Annotated in this window: 18 protein-coding genes; 11 read left to right on the forward strand and 7 right to left on the reverse strand. The window is 53.4% G+C overall.

Annotated elements, in window-relative coordinates; genetic code table 11:
• Positions 1-11 precede the first annotated feature (11 nt).
• Entirely contained in the window at positions 12-1,232 is a 1,221-nt protein-coding gene (locus tag GZZ87_RS05685; RefSeq protein WP_162025558.1) for a S1C family serine protease, read from the forward strand.
• A 1,189-nt stretch (positions 1,233-2,421) separates the two neighbouring features.
• On the opposite strand, the gene GZZ87_RS05690 is transcribed toward GZZ87_RS05685, so the two are convergent.
• The 3 genes from GZZ87_RS05690 to gcvT form a co-directional block, all read right to left on the reverse strand.
• Complete coding sequence (locus GZZ87_RS05690; RefSeq protein WP_162025559.1) at positions 2,422-3,948, reverse strand: carbohydrate porin; 1,527 nt, start codon at positions 3,946-3,948, stop codon at positions 2,422-2,424.
• 158 nt (positions 3,949-4,106) lie between these two features.
• Entirely contained in the window at positions 4,107-4,586 is a 480-nt protein-coding gene (locus GZZ87_RS05695) for a hypothetical protein (protein ID WP_162025560.1), read from the reverse strand.
• A gap of 26 nt (positions 4,587-4,612) precedes the next feature.
• Positions 4,613-5,704, reverse strand: a complete 1,092-nt coding sequence (gene gcvT / locus GZZ87_RS05700; RefSeq protein WP_162025561.1) for a glycine cleavage system aminomethyltransferase GcvT — start codon at positions 5,702-5,704, stop codon at positions 4,613-4,615.
• Positions 5,705-5,828: 124 nt separating this feature from the next.
• Between gcvT and gcvPB the strand changes: the two genes are divergently transcribed.
• The gene (gcvPB, locus tag GZZ87_RS05705) at positions 5,829-8,777 is read left to right on the forward strand and encodes an aminomethyl-transferring glycine dehydrogenase subunit GcvPB (RefSeq protein WP_162025562.1); all 2,949 of its coding nucleotides are present in this window, start codon (positions 5,829-5,831) and stop codon (positions 8,775-8,777) included.
• A 359-nt stretch (positions 8,778-9,136) separates the two neighbouring features.
• Positions 9,137-9,769, forward strand: a complete 633-nt coding sequence (locus GZZ87_RS05710) for a DUF4126 domain-containing protein (protein ID WP_162025563.1) — start codon at positions 9,137-9,139, stop codon at positions 9,767-9,769.
• 137 nt (positions 9,770-9,906) lie between these two features.
• Here GZZ87_RS05710 and GZZ87_RS05715 read toward each other — a convergent pair whose 3' ends face one another.
• Positions 9,907-10,809, reverse strand: coding sequence for a sugar phosphate nucleotidyltransferase (locus GZZ87_RS05715; protein ID WP_162025564.1), 903 nt, complete (start codon positions 10,807-10,809; stop codon positions 9,907-9,909).
• Positions 10,810-11,082: 273 nt separating this feature from the next.
• On the opposite strand from GZZ87_RS05715, the gene GZZ87_RS05720 reads away from it, so the two are divergent.
• The 8 genes from GZZ87_RS05720 (at position 11,083) to GZZ87_RS05755 (ending at position 16,270) form a co-directional block, all read left to right on the forward strand.
• Positions 11,083-11,661, forward strand: a complete 579-nt coding sequence (locus tag GZZ87_RS05720) for an NfeD family protein (protein WP_162025565.1) — start codon at positions 11,083-11,085, stop codon at positions 11,659-11,661.
• Positions 11,662-11,844: 183 nt separating this feature from the next.
• Positions 11,845-13,338: a flotillin family protein gene (locus GZZ87_RS05725; RefSeq protein WP_162025566.1), complete on the forward strand. Its 1,494-nt coding sequence runs from the start codon at positions 11,845-11,847 to the stop codon at positions 13,336-13,338.
• Between the two features lie 168 nt (positions 13,339-13,506).
• On the forward strand, positions 13,507-13,917 hold the full coding sequence (locus GZZ87_RS05730; RefSeq protein ID WP_162025567.1) for a hypothetical protein: 411 nt from the start codon (positions 13,507-13,509) through the stop codon (positions 13,915-13,917).
• 16 nt (positions 13,918-13,933) lie between these two features.
• Complete coding sequence (locus tag GZZ87_RS05735) at positions 13,934-14,218, forward strand: MotA/TolQ/ExbB proton channel family protein (RefSeq protein ID WP_162025568.1); 285 nt, start codon at positions 13,934-13,936, stop codon at positions 14,216-14,218.
• Positions 14,219-14,509: 291 nt separating this feature from the next.
• On the forward strand, positions 14,510-14,977 hold the full coding sequence (locus tag GZZ87_RS05740) for a hypothetical protein (RefSeq protein ID WP_162025569.1): 468 nt from the start codon (positions 14,510-14,512) through the stop codon (positions 14,975-14,977).
• A 6-nt stretch (positions 14,978-14,983) separates the two neighbouring features.
• Positions 14,984-15,241, forward strand: a complete 258-nt coding sequence (locus GZZ87_RS05745) for a PLD nuclease N-terminal domain-containing protein (RefSeq protein ID WP_178106556.1) — start codon at positions 14,984-14,986, stop codon at positions 15,239-15,241.
• A gap of 83 nt (positions 15,242-15,324) precedes the next feature.
• Positions 15,325-15,582 (forward strand): hypothetical protein, encoded by a 258-nt coding sequence (locus GZZ87_RS05750; RefSeq protein ID WP_244648116.1) that lies wholly within the window; start codon positions 15,325-15,327, stop codon positions 15,580-15,582.
• Positions 15,583-15,715: 133 nt separating this feature from the next.
• Complete coding sequence (locus tag GZZ87_RS05755; protein ID WP_162025570.1) at positions 15,716-16,270, forward strand: DUF1439 domain-containing protein; 555 nt, start codon at positions 15,716-15,718, stop codon at positions 16,268-16,270.
• Positions 16,271-16,283: 13 nt separating this feature from the next.
• Here GZZ87_RS05755 and GZZ87_RS05760 read toward each other — a convergent pair whose 3' ends face one another.
• From GZZ87_RS05760 to GZZ87_RS05770, 3 genes are all read right to left on the reverse strand, one after another.
• Positions 16,284-16,625: a zinc ribbon domain-containing protein gene (locus tag GZZ87_RS05760; RefSeq protein WP_162025571.1), complete on the reverse strand. Its 342-nt coding sequence runs from the start codon at positions 16,623-16,625 to the stop codon at positions 16,284-16,286.
• The gene (locus tag GZZ87_RS05765) at positions 16,622-17,359 is read right to left on the reverse strand and encodes an alpha/beta fold hydrolase (protein WP_162025572.1); all 738 of its coding nucleotides are present in this window, start codon (positions 17,357-17,359) and stop codon (positions 16,622-16,624) included. The genes GZZ87_RS05760 and GZZ87_RS05765 overlap by 4 nt, the downstream gene beginning before the upstream one ends.
• 81 nt (positions 17,360-17,440) lie before the next feature.
• A complete protein-coding gene (locus tag GZZ87_RS05770; protein WP_162025573.1) occupies positions 17,441-18,427 on the reverse strand; it encodes a M28 family peptidase in 987 nt (328 codons plus the stop codon).
• Between the last annotated feature and the right edge of the window lie 213 nt (positions 18,428-18,640).

An 18,640-nucleotide genomic window follows, 5' to 3' on the forward strand; every position in this document is an offset into this window, starting at 1 on the left:
TGTTTCGACTTATGCTCAGACTTGGGTGGATTGCTCTTTTGTTGGTCGCAGGTTCGGTGCATGTGTGTGCCGCTTCTGTAGATGCACTTGCTCTGCAACAACGCCTAATCGATGTGTTTGAGCAGAATAAGGATGCCGTCGTTCGTGTGAAGGCGGCCTACCGAGGCCCCGACGAAGATGGTAAAGCGCAAGTGATGCTACGAGTGGGCACGGGCTTTTTTATTAGTCGCGAAGGACATGTGCTCGTGAGCGCCAGTCGCGCTGCAGGTGCAGATCGCGTCTGGATCGAATATAAGGGCAAGCCCTATGCAGCAGAGGCAATTGGGCATGATCGTCTGACGAATGTCTCAGTGCTACGCGTGCTGGAGTTGCCAGAGGATTTTGCCATTATATCGATGGATCCGAATGTGACGCAGCCTCGCTTGGGGGCGATTGCCATTGCGATTGCGTGTCCGCTTGACTTTGAGCCTTCACCCTCGATGGGGCTAGTTACGGGGATGGATAAGAAGCTGGGCAATAAAGTGTTTCCGACTGCGTATATGCGCACCTCGATTTCAGTCGATGCGGGGCAGGGCGGTTGCCCGATCTTAGATATTAATGGGCAATTTCTCGGGATGTCGGTGGCATCGATTACGGAGCTGGATGCGTCCTATTGTTTACCAGTCGCTGCGTTGGCACGTGTGCGCGACGATCTTTTGTTTTCCGGGCATATCATTCATAGCTGGATGGGCTTTGAAGTGGGTGAATTGTTGGGCACGGATTCTGAGAATGCGGTGTATTTATCCTCTGTGGTGGAAGGCGCGCCCGCTGATGAAGCTGGTTTATTGAAAGGCGACCACTTGGTTTCGATTGCTGGACATCCGATTCATAATGTCTCCGATGTGCCGGGGGCTGTCTTCTTTATCAGAGCGAATCAATTTACTTCAATTGCGGTGATGCGTGGCGACGAGTTGATGGAGTTTTCCTTGAAGACGATTCCGCGTCCTGAGCAGATGCCAATTGTCGAAGCCTTAGAGGTGGAATTGGAAGAGTCGGTTGGGGGCGCACCAGCCGTTGGAGAGGTCGTGGCGCCTGCCGGTGAGCTGGAGACTGCTGCCACTGTAGAAGCGCCCAAGAGGGACTTGAGCGCTTTTTTTGATTGGACAGCCGGAGGCGAGCCAAAGGGCCAGAAGTTTAGCCGTGGTCCCAACTGGATGGATGAGCAGTCGCTGCGCAAGGGCTCGGACGATTAGTCTTCTGTGTTTGTGGGATCACTCACCCTATCAGGCCTAGCTTCGTTTGAGGTCATCAATAGGCATGTCGGAATGTCACGGACTTATACTGCCGTGCATTCACCTAGAGTCAGGAGTTAGAAGTTAGTCTTTGGTAATGAAGTGCTTGCGGCCGAGTTTGACGCCGCCAATTTGGCGAATCGGAGATTCTTCATAAAACACTGATATTCAGCTTCTGACTACTGTCTTCTAACTACTCTTTTAAGGATTAAGAAGTGTGATTGTTCCCATAGCACATTAGGGAGGGATGGCCTCCACGCTGAACTTTACTCATATTTTTGTATGTTCAAGTTGTCACGATGAACGCGGTTCTTTGGGCTCCTGCCCTGCGAAGCATCTCCTATATCTTTGTTCCTCACTTTTAACGTCAGTAGGATCGATGAGTGATGTGTTTTAACTCTCCTCCTGATTTAGGAGGAGTGGTGGGCTTGCCCGACCGAGGTGGTTTTCAGCACATTACCTGACAGATTCATGTATACTCACGCGCATCATGATTTGTGAAAAGTGCTATCTTGCTGTAGGGGCTTTGCTTGCGAAGCCCGCGCAAAGGCGACACGCATAGGAAGTTGTAAAACTTTAGCTGCCTTCGCGGGTGCCGCCCTTCGACAAGCTCTGGGCCTTGAGCCTGTCGAAACGGCAAGCAGCACCCCTACGCCAGATGCTTCGATTTCACAAATCACAATACTTGATGCGCGTGAGTATAATACCCTTTCTTAAAAGGTCTGGGCTGGTAGCGCAGGTCCGTCTCGAAGGCGCTACTGTCGAATGTCCCAGGTAGAGGCGGACGTCCAAGCCGCCGCACGCCTGAGTATGCAATGGCGCGCGGGGCGCACGGCGCTACCTCTAATTTAATGGCTCACGCCTTTCGAGAAACGGTATCAAAGCACTGCAAAGAACCCTTCCGTCTCGTCCGCCGAACCTCAGTCCACAACTAGCACGCGGGTCTAGCACGCGGGTCTAGCACGCGGGTCTAGCACGCTGTGGTCGGCGCAGGCGCAGTCCCTCAGTAAGCACTTCGGCCATTAAATCCAATCTGAAGAAAGCAAATGGTTTTCGCCACCTGTGCTGGAGGCTAAGTCCGCCTCTAAAGTTTTTCGTCAATGGGCGGTTAAGCCCATTGACGAAGGGTTCATACGTAGGGGGGTAAAGCTTACCACCATGATTCGACCTGCACGCCGTAGCTGATGCCGGAGGTATCTTTGTCGTAGGTAGTGCCGCCGATCTCACCTTTGTATGCGTTGGACCATGTGGCATAGGTGAAAAAGAGGCGGATCGCAGGACGCGAGAAGAAGCCGAAGTCCGGTGTGATTTGCGGCGCGATGGTGAACTTCATTAAGCCGCCGTCTTCGCCTCCTTGAAGTTCGGAGTAATCGTAGCCTGCTTCAAATGCGAGACTGTAGAGTTCGGTGAAGTCGTAAACTGGACGAACGCCGACAGAATACCAAGTGATGTCGGAGTCATTATCTAAGCCGAGGTCATCTTTTTGATAGATCGCGACTGCCTGCATGCTGAGCTTCTCGCTGAATGAATAATCGATCACGTCCATAATGCGTAGGCGTGATTGGTCATCGGCATCGTAGCTAGGATCGACGATTGTTTTAGTTGGATCTTTTGGATCCTCGATTGATATATTGCTAAGTCCACGGGCGAATGGGCTGAAGCTGTTAAAGTTGGTGGCGACACCAGTGCCATACTGAATGATTGCGGTATTCTTGCTGTTCTCGCCGAGTTCGTTCTCGAGCCAGAAACCGACTGCGTAGCCGTCGGCGCTATCATTAGTGCTGCCTCCATCGTCAAACTTGTAGTGCGCGTAGTTTAGCCAGAGGTTCCCCATGCCGATTCCGAGATCGATATCGTTGAGGCGCACGTCGAAGTTGTTCTTGTCCGTGTTTTCGAGGTCATCTGGGATGATCGTGTCGGTGCCAGTGAAGTCGTCGCTCGTGCCGCCGATCCATGCGATCGATCCTGTGGCGAAGCCTAGGTCGTAGTCTTCGATGCCGCCACCGTAGCCGCTCATGTCGAGCCAGTAAAAGTCGTTCATGTGCACGTCATGGCGCCGGTAGTAGCGTTGGCCGCCCCATACAGTGGCATCTGGTTGACCAGGTAGGACGTTTTTGGCGGTGACATATACTTGGCGTAGTGAAGTATTACTTTCAGTTTCAGTGCTTTTATCCTGGGTCGAATAGGCAAGCATGAGGTGTGTGCCGAAGACGGGTGAGTCGCTGTCATTGTCTTCATCGATATGAAAATAGGAGAAGCCTGTTTCGAGGTAGGTATCGCTTTCATTGCCGAGTCGATAAGCGGCGCCGGCGCCAGGTAGAATAAACTTCTCCTGTTCAGTGTGGTCTTTATCCTGGCCGTAGCCTGCGCGCATGTAACCATAGAAGCTGAACAAGTCGGGGTTGAACCCCGAGGTAAAGGCACCATTTGGTAAGCTTCGGACTTCTTGCACGTCCTGCTGGACGGTGGTGACTGTCTGGTGCACTTCGGTGACTGTCTGCTTCATTGACTTCTCGCGCTGCTCGATGGCTGCAAGTCGTGTTTCGACTTCACCGATCTTTGAGACGTAGAGCTCTTTGAGTGCTTCGAGCTCGTTCTTGAGTTGTTCGATCTCGGGGTCAGCGGCGAATGTTAGGTTCGCCAGAATGCAGAAGAGTAGGACGGATAATCGCTTCATTTTTCGAGGGTATGCTCGGATGGTTTGGGTAATCAGAATGGTTAGGAGCTTTATGGTGCCTAACTGAAACGAATGCAACCTAATGATGGGAAAAAGACAATACGGTGGTAATGTCTTTTTAAATCATGCTCCAGGATCGGGCCTGCGGCTGTGTGAGCTTATTTCGTTTCCGAGAGGTCTTTGACCTCATTCAGTAGCTTCATGTAGCCGCGGTGGCCGTTTTTGAGGACACGCCAGCCAGGTTTAACAGCGCCGTCGTTCATATGCTCCATGATATAGACTTCGCAGTGTAGTCGGTGGTTGCCATCATTGAGTGTCTCGACGCTGAGCTCTGGTTCAATGGTTGTGCTGTCAGTGTTAAAGGAGGTGCCGTAAAGGATGGTCGTCGCTTTAGAGCCATCTTTGGTGAAGCGCACCGTGTTGCCAGTATCCCTGACAACTTCAAAGCCTTCTTTTTGCGAGAAGACTTCGATCGCCGCTGCTTTGATGAGCGCAGTATCGCTACCGTTGATCTCTACGTAGGCGAAGCCATTTGGCTTGTCGTCGTTGAGACCAACTGTGGATGCGCACCCCGAGAGCAGGGCAGTGATAAGGATGAGGCAAAGTGCCCAAGCCGAGTGTTTGGTGTGCTGTGTCATGTTAATTAAGCAAGTAGAACTGCTGGCTACTTATGTAGCGGCGGTTGGGCAACTTCAAGTGCGATATGGTTGCCGCGTAGGTCGACGTAGAGCGGTGTCTCTGTTGCCGTCGTTGCTACGATGGCACTGCCGATTGGGCGGCCCAGGATTGGAGAGAGCGTGCCAGAGAGCACTTGGCCGACGACCTGGCCATCGGTGTTTACTACGGAGGTGCCTTCACGTGCAATGCGGCGCCCTTCGAGCTTGAAATGAATGACGCGGCGTGGGATGCCGCTCTCCTTTTGCTCGGTGAGCGCGTTTTTGCCAATGAAGTCGTCCTTCTGGAGTTTCACTGTCCAGTCGAGGCTGGCTTCGAGGGGGGTAATGCTATCGCTCAATTCGTGGCCGTAGAGTGGATACCCCGCCTCGAGGCGGAGGCTGTCGCGGCAGCCTAGGCCGCAGAGCTTTACGCCGAAAGGCTCGCCTTTGCCCATGATCTCGCGGGCCAGTGTCTCGGCCGCTTTGGGGGAGGCATAGATTTCGAACCCATCCTCGCCCGTATAGCCGGTGCGGCAGACGCGCACCTTTTCGCCTGCGAAGGGTAGTAATGCGTGGCAGAATTTCTTGATCTGGTTGACGGTTTCGAAGCCGATGGCTTCGAGTATTGCGATGGCCTTTGGCCCTTGGAGCGCGAGCAGCGCATACTCATCGGATCGATCTTCGATCTGCACGTCGAGCTCCCAGCGAGCGGCTTGCTTGAGGAACCAGCCAAAGTCCTTTTCGATGTTGCCGGCATTTACGCAAACGAGGAACCCTTCTGCGCTGGTGCGATAGACAATCAAGTCATCGACGACACCTCCATCGCTGGCACACATTGGCGAATAAACCGCTTTGCCGATGGCGGCATTGCTGATCCGATTTACTACCAGTTTATCGAGAAACAGGGCAGCATCTGCGCCTATGACGATAAACTCGCCCATGTGGCTGACGTCGAACAGACCGGCTGCAGTGCGCACGGCCTTATGCTCTTCGAGGATGCTGGTGTATTGCACGGGCATGTTCCAGCCGCCGAAGTTGACGAAGCGTGCGCCTTGCTCGGCATGGAAGTCGTGAAGTGGGATTTGTAGAATGTCGCTCATGGAAAAATGTGGAAATCGTGCAAAGATACTTGCGAAGCAATAAGACTGCTTTTGTGTGACCATCAGATAATTTAATCGGGTCAACAAGTTTGCGAGCCCACCTTTAAGCCTTACTTTTTCGAAAATGCAAAATACTTCTGTCGATCAGCGCGAACAAGCGCGTCATTACATTCCAGCGAGCGATGCCGACATCGATGCAATGCTGAAAACTGTCGGTAAGGCTTCGCTGAGTGAACTGTTCGATCACATTCCTGCGGATGTGCAGTTTCAAGATGGTGGTGCGCTTCCTGACGAACTTGCCTACGATGAGCTCTATACGCGGCTCGAAGCCATTTCGAAGATGAACCGCACAGGCACGAGCTTTCTTGGTGATGGCGTGCCCGACTTTGTGCCGTCTCCAGTCGTGGGGCCGGTGTGCGACATTCGTAATTTGACGACGGCCTACACTCCGTATCAGCCAGAGCTGAGCCAAGGGACGCTGCTAGCGCACTGGATTTATCAGTGCTCGATGGCGCGGTTGACGGGGTTTGAGGCGGTCAATGCATCGCTCTACGACCGATCCACTTCGATTTTTGAGGGCATTTGCGCTGCGATTCGTATGGGACGCGGCAAGTCCATCGCTCTTATTCCGGAGACTTTGTATCCTGGGGATTTAGAAGTGCTCGAGACTTTGTCCGAAGATACCGAGGTAGAGCTGGTGCGTGTGCCAGTCGATACGGTCAGTGGTTTGATTGATTTTGCTGCACTGAAGGCTGCCGCAGAAACTGCAGGCACTCGCCTCGCGGCGATTGTATTTCCGCATGTAAATACCTTCGGCCTCGTCGAAGCGGTGGATACCTTGACGGATTTTGCAGCGGAGTTGAAGGCGAAGAGTGTCGCGGTGATTGACCCGATGCTGCTTGGGCCTGGAGGCCTAAAGGCACCGTCTGAGTTCGGCGCGAACGGAGCCGATATCATCGTTGGCGAGGCGCAACACTTGGCGCTGGCACCGAATTTCGGTGGCCCTGGTCTCGGTTTGTTCGGCGTGCGTTTCTCGGATAAAGACCGTGGCGGCGTGCGTGCGGCTCCTGGCCGCTTTATTGGTAAGGCCAAGGACTGCTCTGGTCGTGATTGCCGCGTCGGCGTGCTGTCCACCCGCGAGCAACACATTCGTAAGGACAAGGCCACTTCTAATATTTGCTCCAACCAAGCCTTCGTCGCGACCCTTGTCGGCGCGTCGTTGCTGGAGCGTGGTGACTCCGGTCTGGAAACCATTTTGGCTGGCCTACGGGCACGTCTGGCAGAGGCGGTCGAGTGCTTGACAGTCTTTGACGGTGTATCGCTAGCGTTCCCTGATCCTGTAAGTTTCCACGAGGTCACATTTGAACTGTCGGTTCCAGTTGCGGATGTATTGGCAAAGGCACGCGAGAGCGGCATTCTTGCAGGTGCAGATGTTTCGGATCGCGTCGCGGGTGGTCGTCAGTTGTTGAAGCTGTCGTTTTCGAATCGTGAGCAAGCGATTACGGAATTGGTTGCAGTGTTTGAGGCGATCTTTGGAGCTGTTGGAGATGCGGAGCCTGCTAAATTGTCTCCGGTTGGTAATCATGATCTGCGTCAAGTCGCTCCAGGGCTGCCAACTTACACCGCCGACGAGGTGATTGCTTACTACAAGCGCCTCGGTGATCTCAATGTGAGCCCCGATGACGGTTGCTATCCGCTCGGTTCGTGCACCATGAAATACAACCCGAAGGTCAATGACTGGGCGGCGAGTTTGCCGGGCTTCACCGATATTCACCCGCAAGCGCCAGTTGAAGATGCGCAGGGCTGCCTCTATGTGCTGCATGAAACGCAGGAGTGGTTTAAGAAAATCACAGGTCTCGCGGCAGTCACGACGCAGCCGCTGGCTGGCGCACAGGGCGAGTTGGTCGGCCTGAAGCTGTTCCAAGCGTATCACCGTGATCGTGGCGAAGTGCGCGATGTCATTTTGATCCCACGCTCGGCGCATGGCACGAATTTCGCGACGGCGACGATGGCCGGTTTCGCAGGTAAGAAGGGCAAGATCGTTTATCTCGATGCTGATACGGAAGGCCGCGTCTTGAATGATCACTTGGATCGTTGCATCGAGGAATACGGCAACCGTATCGCGGGTGTGATGATCACGAATCCGAATACCAGTGGTATTTTCGAGACGTCCTTTAAGCAAATCGCAGAGAAGATCCACGCGATCGGCGGCCTCGTCTATATGGACGGTGCGAATATGAATGCCATCGCTGGTTGGATCGATCTCGGTGCGCTGGGTGTCGATGCCGTGCATAACAATCTGCACAAGACGTGGACGATTCCGCACGGTGGAGGTGGTCCAGGTGATGCGATTGTTGCGGTCAGTGATCGTCTGACCCCGTATTTGCCTGGGTATCAAATCGAATTCGACGGCGAATTGTATCAACCCGTGCGCGCGCCGAAGTCGATTGGCTCGTTCCATCGCCACTGGGGCAATTTTGCGCACAAGATCCGCTGCTACACATACTTGCTACGCTTAGGGCGCGAAGGCGTGCGTCGTATGTCGGCGGTCGCGGTCTTGAGTGCGCGTTATCTGCAATCGCAACTCACTTCGGATTACGCATTGCTGCCGAACGGTGCCGATAGCGAGCCGCGCATGCACGAGTTTATCCTGACCTTGAAGCCGGAGGATTTCGGTATTCTGGATTCGGTCGGTCTGCGTAAGACGGATGCCGCGCCACGTATCGGCAAGCTGTTCCTGGACTTTGGGTTCCACGCGCCGACGGTTGCATGGCCAGAGCCGCTCGGCTTGATGGTTGAGCCGACGGAGAGTTATACCAAGGCCGAACTGGATCGCTTTGCCGAAGCAGTGCAGGCAATCATCAAACTCGCGAAGGAGCACCCTGACGTGCTCAACTCCGCTCCGCACTTCACGCCGATTGACCGCGTCGAAGAGGTTGAGGCGAATCGTGATGTTTGCCTGTCCGAGTCGTTGGAGTCCTTGCCGGAAATCAATCCCGCGCGTGTGTCGACGAAGGAGCTCGCCAAGCTGACGGTGCCTGAGATCTACGCGAAGGTCGTTGCACAGCTGTAGTTTTTATTCAAAAGCCCGAGGCGTTACAGCGCCTCGGGCTTTTTTGTAGACAAATCGAGTGTAGCGGATCCGCGAAGCGGTTTCGGTCAGTGTGGATGCTCAGGTGTGGCCGAAATGGCTCCACCAGTCTGTTACATATGATGAGCTGATACTGAGTGTAGCGGATCCGCGAAGCGGTTTCGGCGCTTGGATGTGTGTGGTGGCTCGTGGCCGAAATGGCTTCGCCAGTCCGCTACAAATGAAGAGTTGGTGTTGAGTGTCGCGGTTTCGATCAGTGGAGAGACTTTGCACAGCGCCCCCCCCCCGTTGAAAAATCAAAGCTTTCCCATCTGACCTCAAACCGCTATATTTCCTACATTATGAATGAAGTAATGGCACTTTTTGCAGGCGTGGGTCTGGCGGCGGCCTGTGGTTTTCGCGTTTTCGTTCCTCTTTTTATTACCAGTCTCGCGGCGGGTGGGCACGTTGATATGTTTGGCGATATGGATGTGGAGGCCATGCTTGGAGGCCAGGAGTGGCTTGCGAACCCTGGCATCACACTCGCGCTCGGCATTGCTACAGCGCTGGAGATTGGTAGCTACTACATTCCCTGGTTGGATAACGCGCTCGATACGGTGGCGACCCCTGCCGCGGTGGTGGCTGGCACCTTTATTACTGGCGCGATGATGCCTGACATGATGGGCGATGGCTCATTTAAGTGGATCGCTGCGACCATCGCGGGAGGTGGCACGGCTGGCTTGGTGCAGGGGGCTTCGGTGATTACACGCGGCACCTCAACGGCGACGACTGGCGGTATTGGTAATCCTGTGGTTTCGACGGCCGAGCTCGGTGGCTCCATTCTCACCGCTGGCTTAGCGCTGCTAGTGCCAATCGTTGCTGGCATCTTGGTCTTGATCCTGATGTATTTCGTGCTCCGCACGATCTTCCGCTTCTTTAAGAATCGTTCAAAGAGTGAACCCGTGGTCAATGTGCATCCGCCTATAGTCGATTAGATGCAGGTGCGCTAAGCGCAGAACGTCGAACGCGGAACTTCCAACTTTGAACGTCGAATGTTTTTAGTTTTCTCCTGTAGAAACCCCTTGAGATTGTATCTGCTCACTCGTGGTCTATTCAATGTTCTGTAGTTCCGCTACAGCGCCTCCGGATATTCGCCGCTCTCAATCAGTCCTGCGATGCTAGCTTGCACGAAGGGCTTGTCGTTCGGATACGTCACGCCAAACCACGCGCCGTCGGTTTCGATCACCGCGCACTCGGTTTGTTCGGATTGAATCAAGGTATCAATCACGGTCGGGATGTAGCACTCCGACTTCATTTCCTGCCCGTGTGCTTCGAGGAATTCGATAAACAACGCCTCTAGGCTAGGGAACAATGCGGGCGTGAAGCCCCAGAAATTCATGGAGACAATGGCAGCTTCGTCGATTTCAACGGACGCGCCTGCTAAGTTGTCACCGCGCACGGTGCCGCTTGCATCACGGGCGATGGTGCAGTGCTCTTCCACGGTCTGTAACGCGCCATTGGCCACGCTGCAGATGCCACGGTTCACTGAGCCGTGCTCGGAGAGCGTGTTCTTGAGTGGATACCCGACCATGCAGGTGCGCAGTTCGGGCTCGTCGCAGCTTTGCGCGAAATAGCCTGCCAGCTGCTTATAGGCATCTTGACCGTAGAAGTCGTCCGCGTTGATCACTGCAAAGGGTGCGTCGATTTCGTTGCGCGCAGCGCGCACGGCATGTGCGGTGCCCCACGGCTTTTCGCGGCCTTCGGGGATACTGAATCCTTCGGGGAGGTCGGCGAGTTCTTGAAATGCATAGGCCACCTCGATTTTGCCCTCAAATTTATCGCCCACCGCCGATTTAAATGCATCTGCGAAGTCGCGACGGATCACGAATACCACCTTGCCGAAGCCAGCGCGAATGGCGTCGAATACCGAGTAGTCTAGCACGGTCTCTCCGTTGGGGCCCATCGGGTCGAGTTGCTTGAGGCCACCGTAGCGGCTGCCCATTCCGGCTGCGAGTATCAAAAGTGTCGGTTGCATGGTGGCTGTGTTTAGTGGATTCGGTGCCTAGCGCAAATGCGATTTGTCGTCATGGGCATAAAGCCGCTCAGGCTCCCTTTTTTATACTCTCTCTCTGGTTCTTTCGTGGTGTGTGGGGGTTAGGATAAGGATTAGGGTTAAGATTAGTAATTTTTCGATGGGGGCTGATGCCTATGAAAGATGCACGGTTCTTCCGTTTTTCCTTGCGTTAGCTTTTTGTGGTGTCGATAGTTCAGAACTCAATTCTGAACCCTTACTCCAATTTTAGTGCTAATGATCGACTGGTGGACTCAATTAACTCCCGAACTCAAGGTTTTCTATGGGATTGGTATGCTCTCGCTCATGGTGGTGATCATTCAAATGCTGATGACCTTGATCGGTTTCGATGCCGACGGGCTCGATGGTGGCTTTGATGTCGATCTTGACGTTGGCGACGCCAGTTCGGGAATTGGCCTTTTCTCCTCCCAGACGCTAGGCGCGTTCTTTCTAGGCTTCGGCTGGATGGGTGTGGCGGCGATTCAGAGCGGTGCATCGGTCATGTTGGGTGTGGCGCTCGCTGCTGCCTGTGGTCTCGGTGCCATGTTTGCCATGTTCTATATGATCAAGGGGCTGCTGAAGCTTCAGTCTCGGGGCAATCTCGATTACAGTAGCGTGATCGGTCAAGAGGGCACCGTCTATGTCACGCTTCCGGGCAATGACGAGGATGGCGGCGGTCAAATCCAAATCATGATCCAAGGTCGTCTCACGACCGCCAGTGCACGCAAGCACGGCGAGGGCGCGCTCGCCCCTGGCAAGCGTGTGCGAGTCATCGCTGTCAACGGTCCCGCGTCATTCGTGGTCGAGCCTCTTTAGGTAGAGACCTGAGGGCGCAAGCCTGAGGCCTGAGGTTTAGATCAACTCACAACATTCAAACTACTACTTTTCCACTTTTCACTTTATCACTTTCACCCGGCAAAGCCACCTAGCGAAGCCGTCACTCTCACTATCACTTGGCAAAGCCATCACTCGGCGAAGCCGTCACCTTCACTATAAAATATGGAATTCCTGATACTCGCAGCAGTCTTAGTCTTTTTCTTCTTGGCGATTATGATCGCCTTCGCGACGCGCTATAAGCGGTGTCCGTCCGACCGGCTCTTGGTCGTCTACGGTAAAGTCGCTGGTGGTAAGTCCGCCAACTGTTACCACGGTGGTGCCGCCTTCATCTGGCCCGTCATTCAAGGTTATCAGTGGCTCGATCTCACGCCATTGCCGATCGATATCCGCCTCGAAGGTGCGCTCTCGAAGCAGAACATCCGTGTGAATACGCCGTCCACTTTCACCGTCGGTGTCTCCACTGAGCCTGGTGTGATGGAAAACGCCGCTGAGCGTATGCTCGGTCTCGGTCTCGCTGAGATCAAGGAACTGGCGAAGGATATTATCTTCGGTCAAATGCGTGTTGTGATCGCGACCATGGATATTGAGGAGATCAACGCTGACCGCGACAAACTGATCGCGAATATTTCCACAGGGGTGGAGGTCGAGCTCAAGAAGGTCGGCCTGCGCCTGATCAACGTCAACGTGCAGGACATCACCGACGAGTCCGGCTACATTGACGCGCTCGGTCAAGAAGCTGCCTCCAAGGCGATTGCCGAAGCGAAGGTCAAAGTCGCCCAAGCGCACCGCGATGGTGACATCGGTGCGGCCCACGCCACACGTGACCAACGTATTCAGGTCGCCGATGCCAACGCGAAGGCCACCGAGGGTGAAAATACCGCGACCGTCGAGATTGCGAACTCCAATGCCGAACGTCGTCAAAAGGAAGCGGAAGCCGAACGTGCCGCATCTGCAGCGGAAAAGGTCAAGGCTGCCCAAGCCTTGCAGGAAGCTTACACCGCTGAGCGAATTTCAGAGCTTGAGCGTGCTAAGCGCGAAAAAGCCACTCAACAGGCCAACATTGTTGTCCCTGCTGAGATCGCCAAAGAAAAGGCCATCGTCGATGCGGAGGCGCGCGCTGAATCTGTGCGTCGCACACAAATGGGTGAGGCCGACGCGGTCCGCCTTGAGAAGCAAGCCGAAGCCGATGGTCTCAAAGCCGTCAAGCTGGCTGAAGCGGATGGTCTGCGCTTTAAGTTAACCGCTGAAGCGGACGGCACACGCCTCAAGCTCCTTGCGGAAGCGGAAGGTGTCGAAGCAGTCCTCACCAAGAAGGCGAAGGGCTTCACCGATATTATTGCATCTGCTGGCGACGACAAGCAGATGGCGACTATGCTCCTCATGATCGAGCAGTTACCGAAGCTCGTCGAAGAACAAGCCAAGGCGATTTCCAACCTCAAGATCGACAAGATCACAGTCTGGGACAACGGCAAGGGAAAGGACGGCAAAGGCAGCACCGCCGACTTCCTCTCAGGCATGGTGGGTTCGCTCCCTCCACTCCATGAGATCACCAAGAACGCTGGTATCGAACTGCCTGAGTTTCTCGGTAAGATCGCTGAGCCTAAGGAGGCTGAAGAAGCTGACGAAGTCAGCGAAGCGCCTGAAGGCGAGAAGTAAGTTTGAATCAAAGGGCGCTCTCAGTGAGAGCGCCCTTTTTTTTGAATCGCGCACCAAATGGCGGGAGGGACGAGCTCCGCCTCGTCCGCGGAACCAAGGCACTCACATACTGCGGACAACGCGGAGGTTGTCCCTCCCAGCGTCTAAATCACCAATTTATTTTTAATTATGAAATTCTTAGAAAAACTATTCTCTGCCGAACAAGGCTCCTCCCTGCACGGGCAGCTCCAGCAACCTGAGCGCGAGGCGATTGTCGACCTCTTGCTGCTCGGGGTTTATATCGACAACCACCTTTCACTCAGTGAAACGAGTGAGTTTGATTCGGCGACTGAAGCACTTGGCTGGGAGTCGATGACTGGCCCTTCGATTTATATCAATAGCGCGACGAATCGCGCACGTGACGTTCGCTTAAGCGAAGACGCCACCGCCGAGTTCATTCGCTTCGCTGCCCAGCGTCTTACGTCTGCTGGCTCGAAGGAGCGTGCTTTAGTGTTGCTGAACCGATTGCTGATGTCCGATGGCAAGACCGATAAAGAGAAAGCGTTCTTTAGCCAAGTTGAAGGAACGTTTGCGAGTTAGGCTTTTGACCGAATATATGAAAAAATCAGTTAAAATTATTATCGCAGGTTCCGTGCTATTTGCTGGCGGCATTGTCTTCGGTGTAGGCGGAACAGTCGTCAGTATGATAGACACGTTTAATGCCGTAAGTGTGTCTGGTGCGGGTGATCCAGATGCACTCGCAGCGGAGATTGGCGACTCGCTTATTGCGACTGTGATTGGTATCCCTGTCTCATTTGTAGGGTTCTGTATGTTCCTCGGGGGAATCATCGCTTACTTTGTCGGAAGAAATAAGGGAGATGTTCCAGAAGCGGTCTCCTAACACTCAAACATCCCAGAAGGATCACTCTCAAATCGCAGTTTGCATGATGATTGATTGCTACGACTATGAGTAACTGAACGAAAAGAGTTTAGAGTTCTGTGTCGAATGCGGGGGCGCTTCACCTAGATATGAGTTGTGAGATTTTTCCTTGTAGGGGCTTTGCTAGCGAAGCCCGCAATGGCAAGATCGGCTTCGACTGCACGAGCGCGGTCTTCGCCAATTCGACAAGCTCATGGTCTGATGACAAGCAAAGCCCCTACAAAAGATTTATGAAACCGACCTTCAACACCGATGCATAAAACTATATTCATTGTTATTCCTCTCTCGGCTTTGGTGTTCTCTCTCTTTATCGGCCGTGATCTCGCCAATCAGCATCTGTTGCACGATTGGGGAGAGACGGTGGCTATGAATCCTCAACCGCATGTGGAGTCTCGGCTAGGTTCTAATAATTCAAGGCAGTATATGACGTGTATTAGTTACGAATATAGCGTCCAAGAGGTTCAATATACTGAACGTGAGTGCGGTATCTTCAATCACGTGAATTTAGAGTCGACTGCGGACGCATTGATCCAGGGATATTTGGAACGCGAAGCGCCCAAGGGGCTCATCGCTCGGTATCGAATGGATGATCCTGCTGTAGCGTATCTGGTGTGTGAGCAGAAAGAGGCGCGGAGTCTAAAAGCATTCTATATCAGTGTAGGCGTGCTGATTCTATCTGTGGTTTATTTGATTGCTAAGTATCGGATCGATAGACAATAAGAGGCTATGGAGCCAGAAGGTATTGTAGGATCATTTATCGCCATTCAGATCATTTTCTTCATCGGGATGATGCTGTTTGGATTTATCGCGCTCGCGTTTTGGATTTGGATGCTGATCGACTGCTTGCAGAATGAAACCTCCGAGGGGAACGATAAGCTCACGTGGATGCTGGTGATTGTGCTTACGAATTGGATCGGCGCGCTGATCTATTTCTTTGTGCGTAGGCCAGAGCGAAAGCGCTTACTTCGGCGGATTGCAGAGTAGATTGGGGATTTTAAATGCCTGAAATTAAAGGCATTTAAGAAGCATTGTTGACATTTCTAATTTATGTTAGTTAATTCTGGGGTATGGAAATGTTAGCACCAGTATTATTAATTCTTGGAGGCGTGATCGTCTTCGTCGGGGCAATTTGGTTTCTCATTGAGAGCTTTCGTGAAAGTATTTTATGGGGACTAGGCTGTCTGATCTTCGCGCCAGTTCAGCTGGTCTTCTTGATTCTCCATTGGGGCGTTGCGAAAAAGCCATTTGGTCTTCAGTTGCTGGGCTTTGCTATTATGTTTCTCGGGGCGTGGTTCACCGATTCGCGCAGTGTGCCCACTTATTAGAGCAATGCTTTGATGGTTGATCGGATTTTGTAGGGGCTTTGCTCGCGAAGACCGTGTTGGCAAGGATGGGTCCGTTTTTACGTTCGCGGTCTTCGACGAGCAAAGCCCCTACGAATGGAGTTAACTTTAATAAATGAAAAGTAAATGGATTGTCGCTGTCTTGCTTGTCTCCGTGATTTTCGGAGCAGGCTTTCTGTATTTTCAGGGTAAGCGTTATGAGGTGGTGATCACTCAGTCTCAAATTGATCAGGGGTTGGCGAGTCGTTTTCCTGTCTCCAAGCAGTATTTAAGAATTTTCAGCATTACCTATTCAAACCCGACCGTGGAACTGTTAGAAGTCGCAGATCGTGTGCAGGTTGGGATGGATGTGACCCTGAACCTTCGGATCAATAACGAACCGAAAGAGCTGGGGGGTGGCGCAACTGTGACTTCGGGGATTCGTTACGAGCCCGAAGCTCAAGTGTTCTATCTGGACGACGTCGTGTTTGACCGTCTCGAAGTGCAAGGCTTACCGCAGAAATGGTTGAAGCCAGTCACTGAGTTTGCCTCTAAGGTCGCCGAGGATTTTATTGAGTCACAGCCCATCTATCGGCTTGAAGCGAAGGACGCGAAAACCGCTGCAGCCAAGATGCTCTTAAAGGGATTCGAGGTGCGGGCGCAAGCGGTGCATGTGACGCTGGGTATTTGAGTGATGGTCGTCGTTACATCAAACGCATGAGTTCTGTGTAGCTGTCTTTGAGTCTGTGGATTGCTTCGATGCTCGCGATCAGCAAGAGCCATGTGAGGACGAGCACGATGACTGTCCAAATGATTTTACGTGCGATACTCCAGCGAGGGTGCCACCACATGAGCGGTAGCGCAAGCGGGCCGACGCAGAGGAATGCGATCACGATGCCGGACGTCTTCAGATACCACTTCTCGCTGGTCAGAGCGCTTGTGGGCAAGGGGGGCGGCTGGGTGGCGCCGTCAAGGAACTCGCCGCAGTGCTTACACTTGATGGCAGCGTCTTGTATCTCTTCGGCACAGTAGAGGCAGCGTTTCATTGTGCTGTTGTGCTAGAATCCTTTGGCTTCGACGTCGAGGGAGCTGCGAGAGCGCCTGTTTTGAGGAACTCAACCGTCAGGGCGATGGCTTCCTTGTTTTTCATGATATAGGGGTGCGTGGCGTGGATGACTTTGTAGGCGTCCATACCTTCGACTTTAGCGCTTTCGATTGAGACTTTGCCATCGTCGTCGCCCGGGATGATGCAGGAGTTGATGCCGTTGATGCTGCGGTCACCAGTGATTACACAGAGCGGGAAGTCGACGGGGCCAAGCTTTGCGATAAATCCATTAATGTCTGTTCCGAGTTGATCGCCTGCGGGGCCGTTGATCCAGCCGAAGGCACTATAGTCACCGAGTGTATCCACTAATTCACTACCTTGGTTCGGTGGGCTGAGCATGACAACGCGGCCGATGTTTTCGAGTGGTGCTTTCTTTTGGATCGTGCGCACGATGATGCCGCCCAACGAATGGGTAACGAAGTGAATGGTATCGTCGCTTTCGGTGGCCGCTGCGACTTGCGCGCGGACGATGGTTGCGAGTGTGTCGATGGATTGATGCCGTGACGGGTAATCTAGGTTGTGGACGACGTAGCCTTCAGTGGTGAGGGTGTCGGCCATCTTCTCCATCGAGCTCGATGTGCGCGCGAGGCCGTGCAGCAGGATGACCACGTCACTCGCGGCGAGAGGTGCAGTGAGCGCGCAGAGCAGGCAGAGGATGGTGAGGGGGTGTTTCATTCTGAGTTGTAGTGGAAGCGACACTCTTGTCGCTTTATCGTTGTAGTGGGGCGGTGCGTGAAAGCGACAAGAGTGTCGCTTCTACTGTTGTTGCCCCGCGAGTTGAACCACCGTGCTGTAAACGCCTTCCACGACTTGCCCCATTTTTTCGTAGTTGAGTCGATCCCAGGTGTCGTTGGCTTCGTGGTAGGCGGTGTTACGATAAAAGGCGGTGTCGGTGATCATGACGGCGTCGTAGCCGAACTCCCAGTAGTTGCGATGATCAGAGAAATCGATGCCGGGGATGCCAGCGGGAGCGTTGATCGATTCAATGGGTAGGTCGTTGACGCCTTTCATGCCGACTTTCACTTTTTTGGTGAATGCGCGTTGATCCATTTTTCCGACGACTGCGATGAAGTTCCCAGTGTTGGGGTAGATGAGTTTGAAGAGCGGGGTCGGGTAGTCTTGTGAGCCAAATTCATCTGTGAAATATCCGATCATTTCGAGGACGATAACGCCCGCAACGGCTTGGCCTTCGTCGTGAATGGATTTGGCGTGAAAGTGGCTGCCCATATAGTTACTGCCAAAGAAGGGAGGCTCTTCGAGCGGGTAAGCGACGAGTTCGAAATTGCCGTCGGGGGCATTTTCGCCGAGCAAGTAGGCAAGCTCGATGAGTCCTGCGATGCCGCTGGCATTGTCGTCTGCGCCGGGTGTTTGATCGTGCGAGTCATAATGCGCGCCGATGATCAGTTTTGGGGCATCCGTGTTGCCGAAGTGGCAGCGCACATTCTTGTAGGTATGTCCTGAAACTTCGAAGGATTGAAGGGTGACCATGCCGCCTGCGGATTCGAAGTGCTGTTGAATATAGGCGACAGTGGCTTCGAGATTTTTGGTGCTTCGGTAATTGCGCGGGTGAAAATCGATGGAGAGTTTTTTGACGATGTCCTGTAGTCGCTGTTGGTCGATTACTGTGTTGCTCGGATCGCCTTTGGCGAGTGTCGGTTGCGATAGATAGCCCCATATGGCCAGCAGCACGATTACGAGTGTGACGACGATGCGCTTGAGTGCGGTGAGCAGTTGCTTGATCATATGACGGTGTGGGGTTCGGGGTTCGTTCGTTTGTAGGGGCTTTGCTCGCGAAGACCGCGATGGGATGATTGGTTACGCGTGCGCGAATTCGGTCTTCGACTCGTGACGCTTTCGTCTTTTTTTACGATGGTGCTGTGGTGGTTGCGGAGCTTTTTGATCGATTGGGACTTTGCGGTGGTATTGCGGTCTTCGATGAGCAAAGCCCCTACGATT

It is taken from the genome of Lentimonas sp. CC4 (assembly GCF_902728235.1).
Taxonomy (GTDB): domain Bacteria; phylum Verrucomicrobiota; class Verrucomicrobiia; order Opitutales; family Coraliomargaritaceae; genus Lentimonas.

Excerpts from the sequence above, each read along its gene's own strand:
- GZZ87_RS05685 (WP_162025558.1), top strand. The coding sequence starts at position 12 with ATGCTCAGACTTGGGTGGATTGCTCTTTTGTTGGTCGCAGGTTCGGTG.
- GZZ87_RS05690 (WP_162025559.1), bottom strand. The coding sequence starts at position 3,948 with ATGAAGCGATTATCCGTCCTACTCTTCTGCATTCTGGCGAACCTAACA.
- GZZ87_RS05695 (WP_162025560.1), bottom strand. The coding sequence starts at position 4,586 with ATGACACAGCACACCAAACACTCGGCTTGGGCACTTTGCCTCATCCTT.
- gcvT (WP_162025561.1), bottom strand. The coding sequence starts at position 5,704 with ATGAGCGACATTCTACAAATCCCACTTCACGACTTCCATGCCGAGCAA.
- gcvPB (WP_162025562.1), top strand. The coding sequence starts at position 5,829 with ATGCAAAATACTTCTGTCGATCAGCGCGAACAAGCGCGTCATTACATT.
- GZZ87_RS05710 (WP_162025563.1), top strand. The coding sequence starts at position 9,137 with ATGAATGAAGTAATGGCACTTTTTGCAGGCGTGGGTCTGGCGGCGGCC.
- GZZ87_RS05715 (WP_162025564.1), bottom strand. The coding sequence starts at position 10,809 with ATGCAACCGACACTTTTGATACTCGCAGCCGGAATGGGCAGCCGCTAC.
- GZZ87_RS05720 (WP_162025565.1), top strand. The coding sequence starts at position 11,083 with ATGATCGACTGGTGGACTCAATTAACTCCCGAACTCAAGGTTTTCTAT.
- GZZ87_RS05725 (WP_162025566.1), top strand. The coding sequence starts at position 11,845 with ATGGAATTCCTGATACTCGCAGCAGTCTTAGTCTTTTTCTTCTTGGCG.
- GZZ87_RS05730 (WP_162025567.1), top strand. The coding sequence starts at position 13,507 with ATGAAATTCTTAGAAAAACTATTCTCTGCCGAACAAGGCTCCTCCCTG.
- GZZ87_RS05735 (WP_162025568.1), top strand. The coding sequence starts at position 13,934 with ATGAAAAAATCAGTTAAAATTATTATCGCAGGTTCCGTGCTATTTGCT.
- GZZ87_RS05740 (WP_162025569.1), top strand. The coding sequence starts at position 14,510 with ATGCATAAAACTATATTCATTGTTATTCCTCTCTCGGCTTTGGTGTTC.
- GZZ87_RS05745 (WP_178106556.1), top strand. The coding sequence starts at position 14,984 with ATGGAGCCAGAAGGTATTGTAGGATCATTTATCGCCATTCAGATCATT.
- GZZ87_RS05750 (WP_244648116.1), top strand. The coding sequence starts at position 15,325 with ATGGAAATGTTAGCACCAGTATTATTAATTCTTGGAGGCGTGATCGTC.
- GZZ87_RS05755 (WP_162025570.1), top strand. The coding sequence starts at position 15,716 with ATGAAAAGTAAATGGATTGTCGCTGTCTTGCTTGTCTCCGTGATTTTC.
- GZZ87_RS05760 (WP_162025571.1), bottom strand. The coding sequence starts at position 16,625 with ATGAAACGCTGCCTCTACTGTGCCGAAGAGATACAAGACGCTGCCATC.
- GZZ87_RS05765 (WP_162025572.1), bottom strand. The coding sequence starts at position 17,359 with ATGAAACACCCCCTCACCATCCTCTGCCTGCTCTGCGCGCTCACTGCA.
- GZZ87_RS05770 (WP_162025573.1), bottom strand. The coding sequence starts at position 18,427 with ATGATCAAGCAACTGCTCACCGCACTCAAGCGCATCGTCGTCACACTC.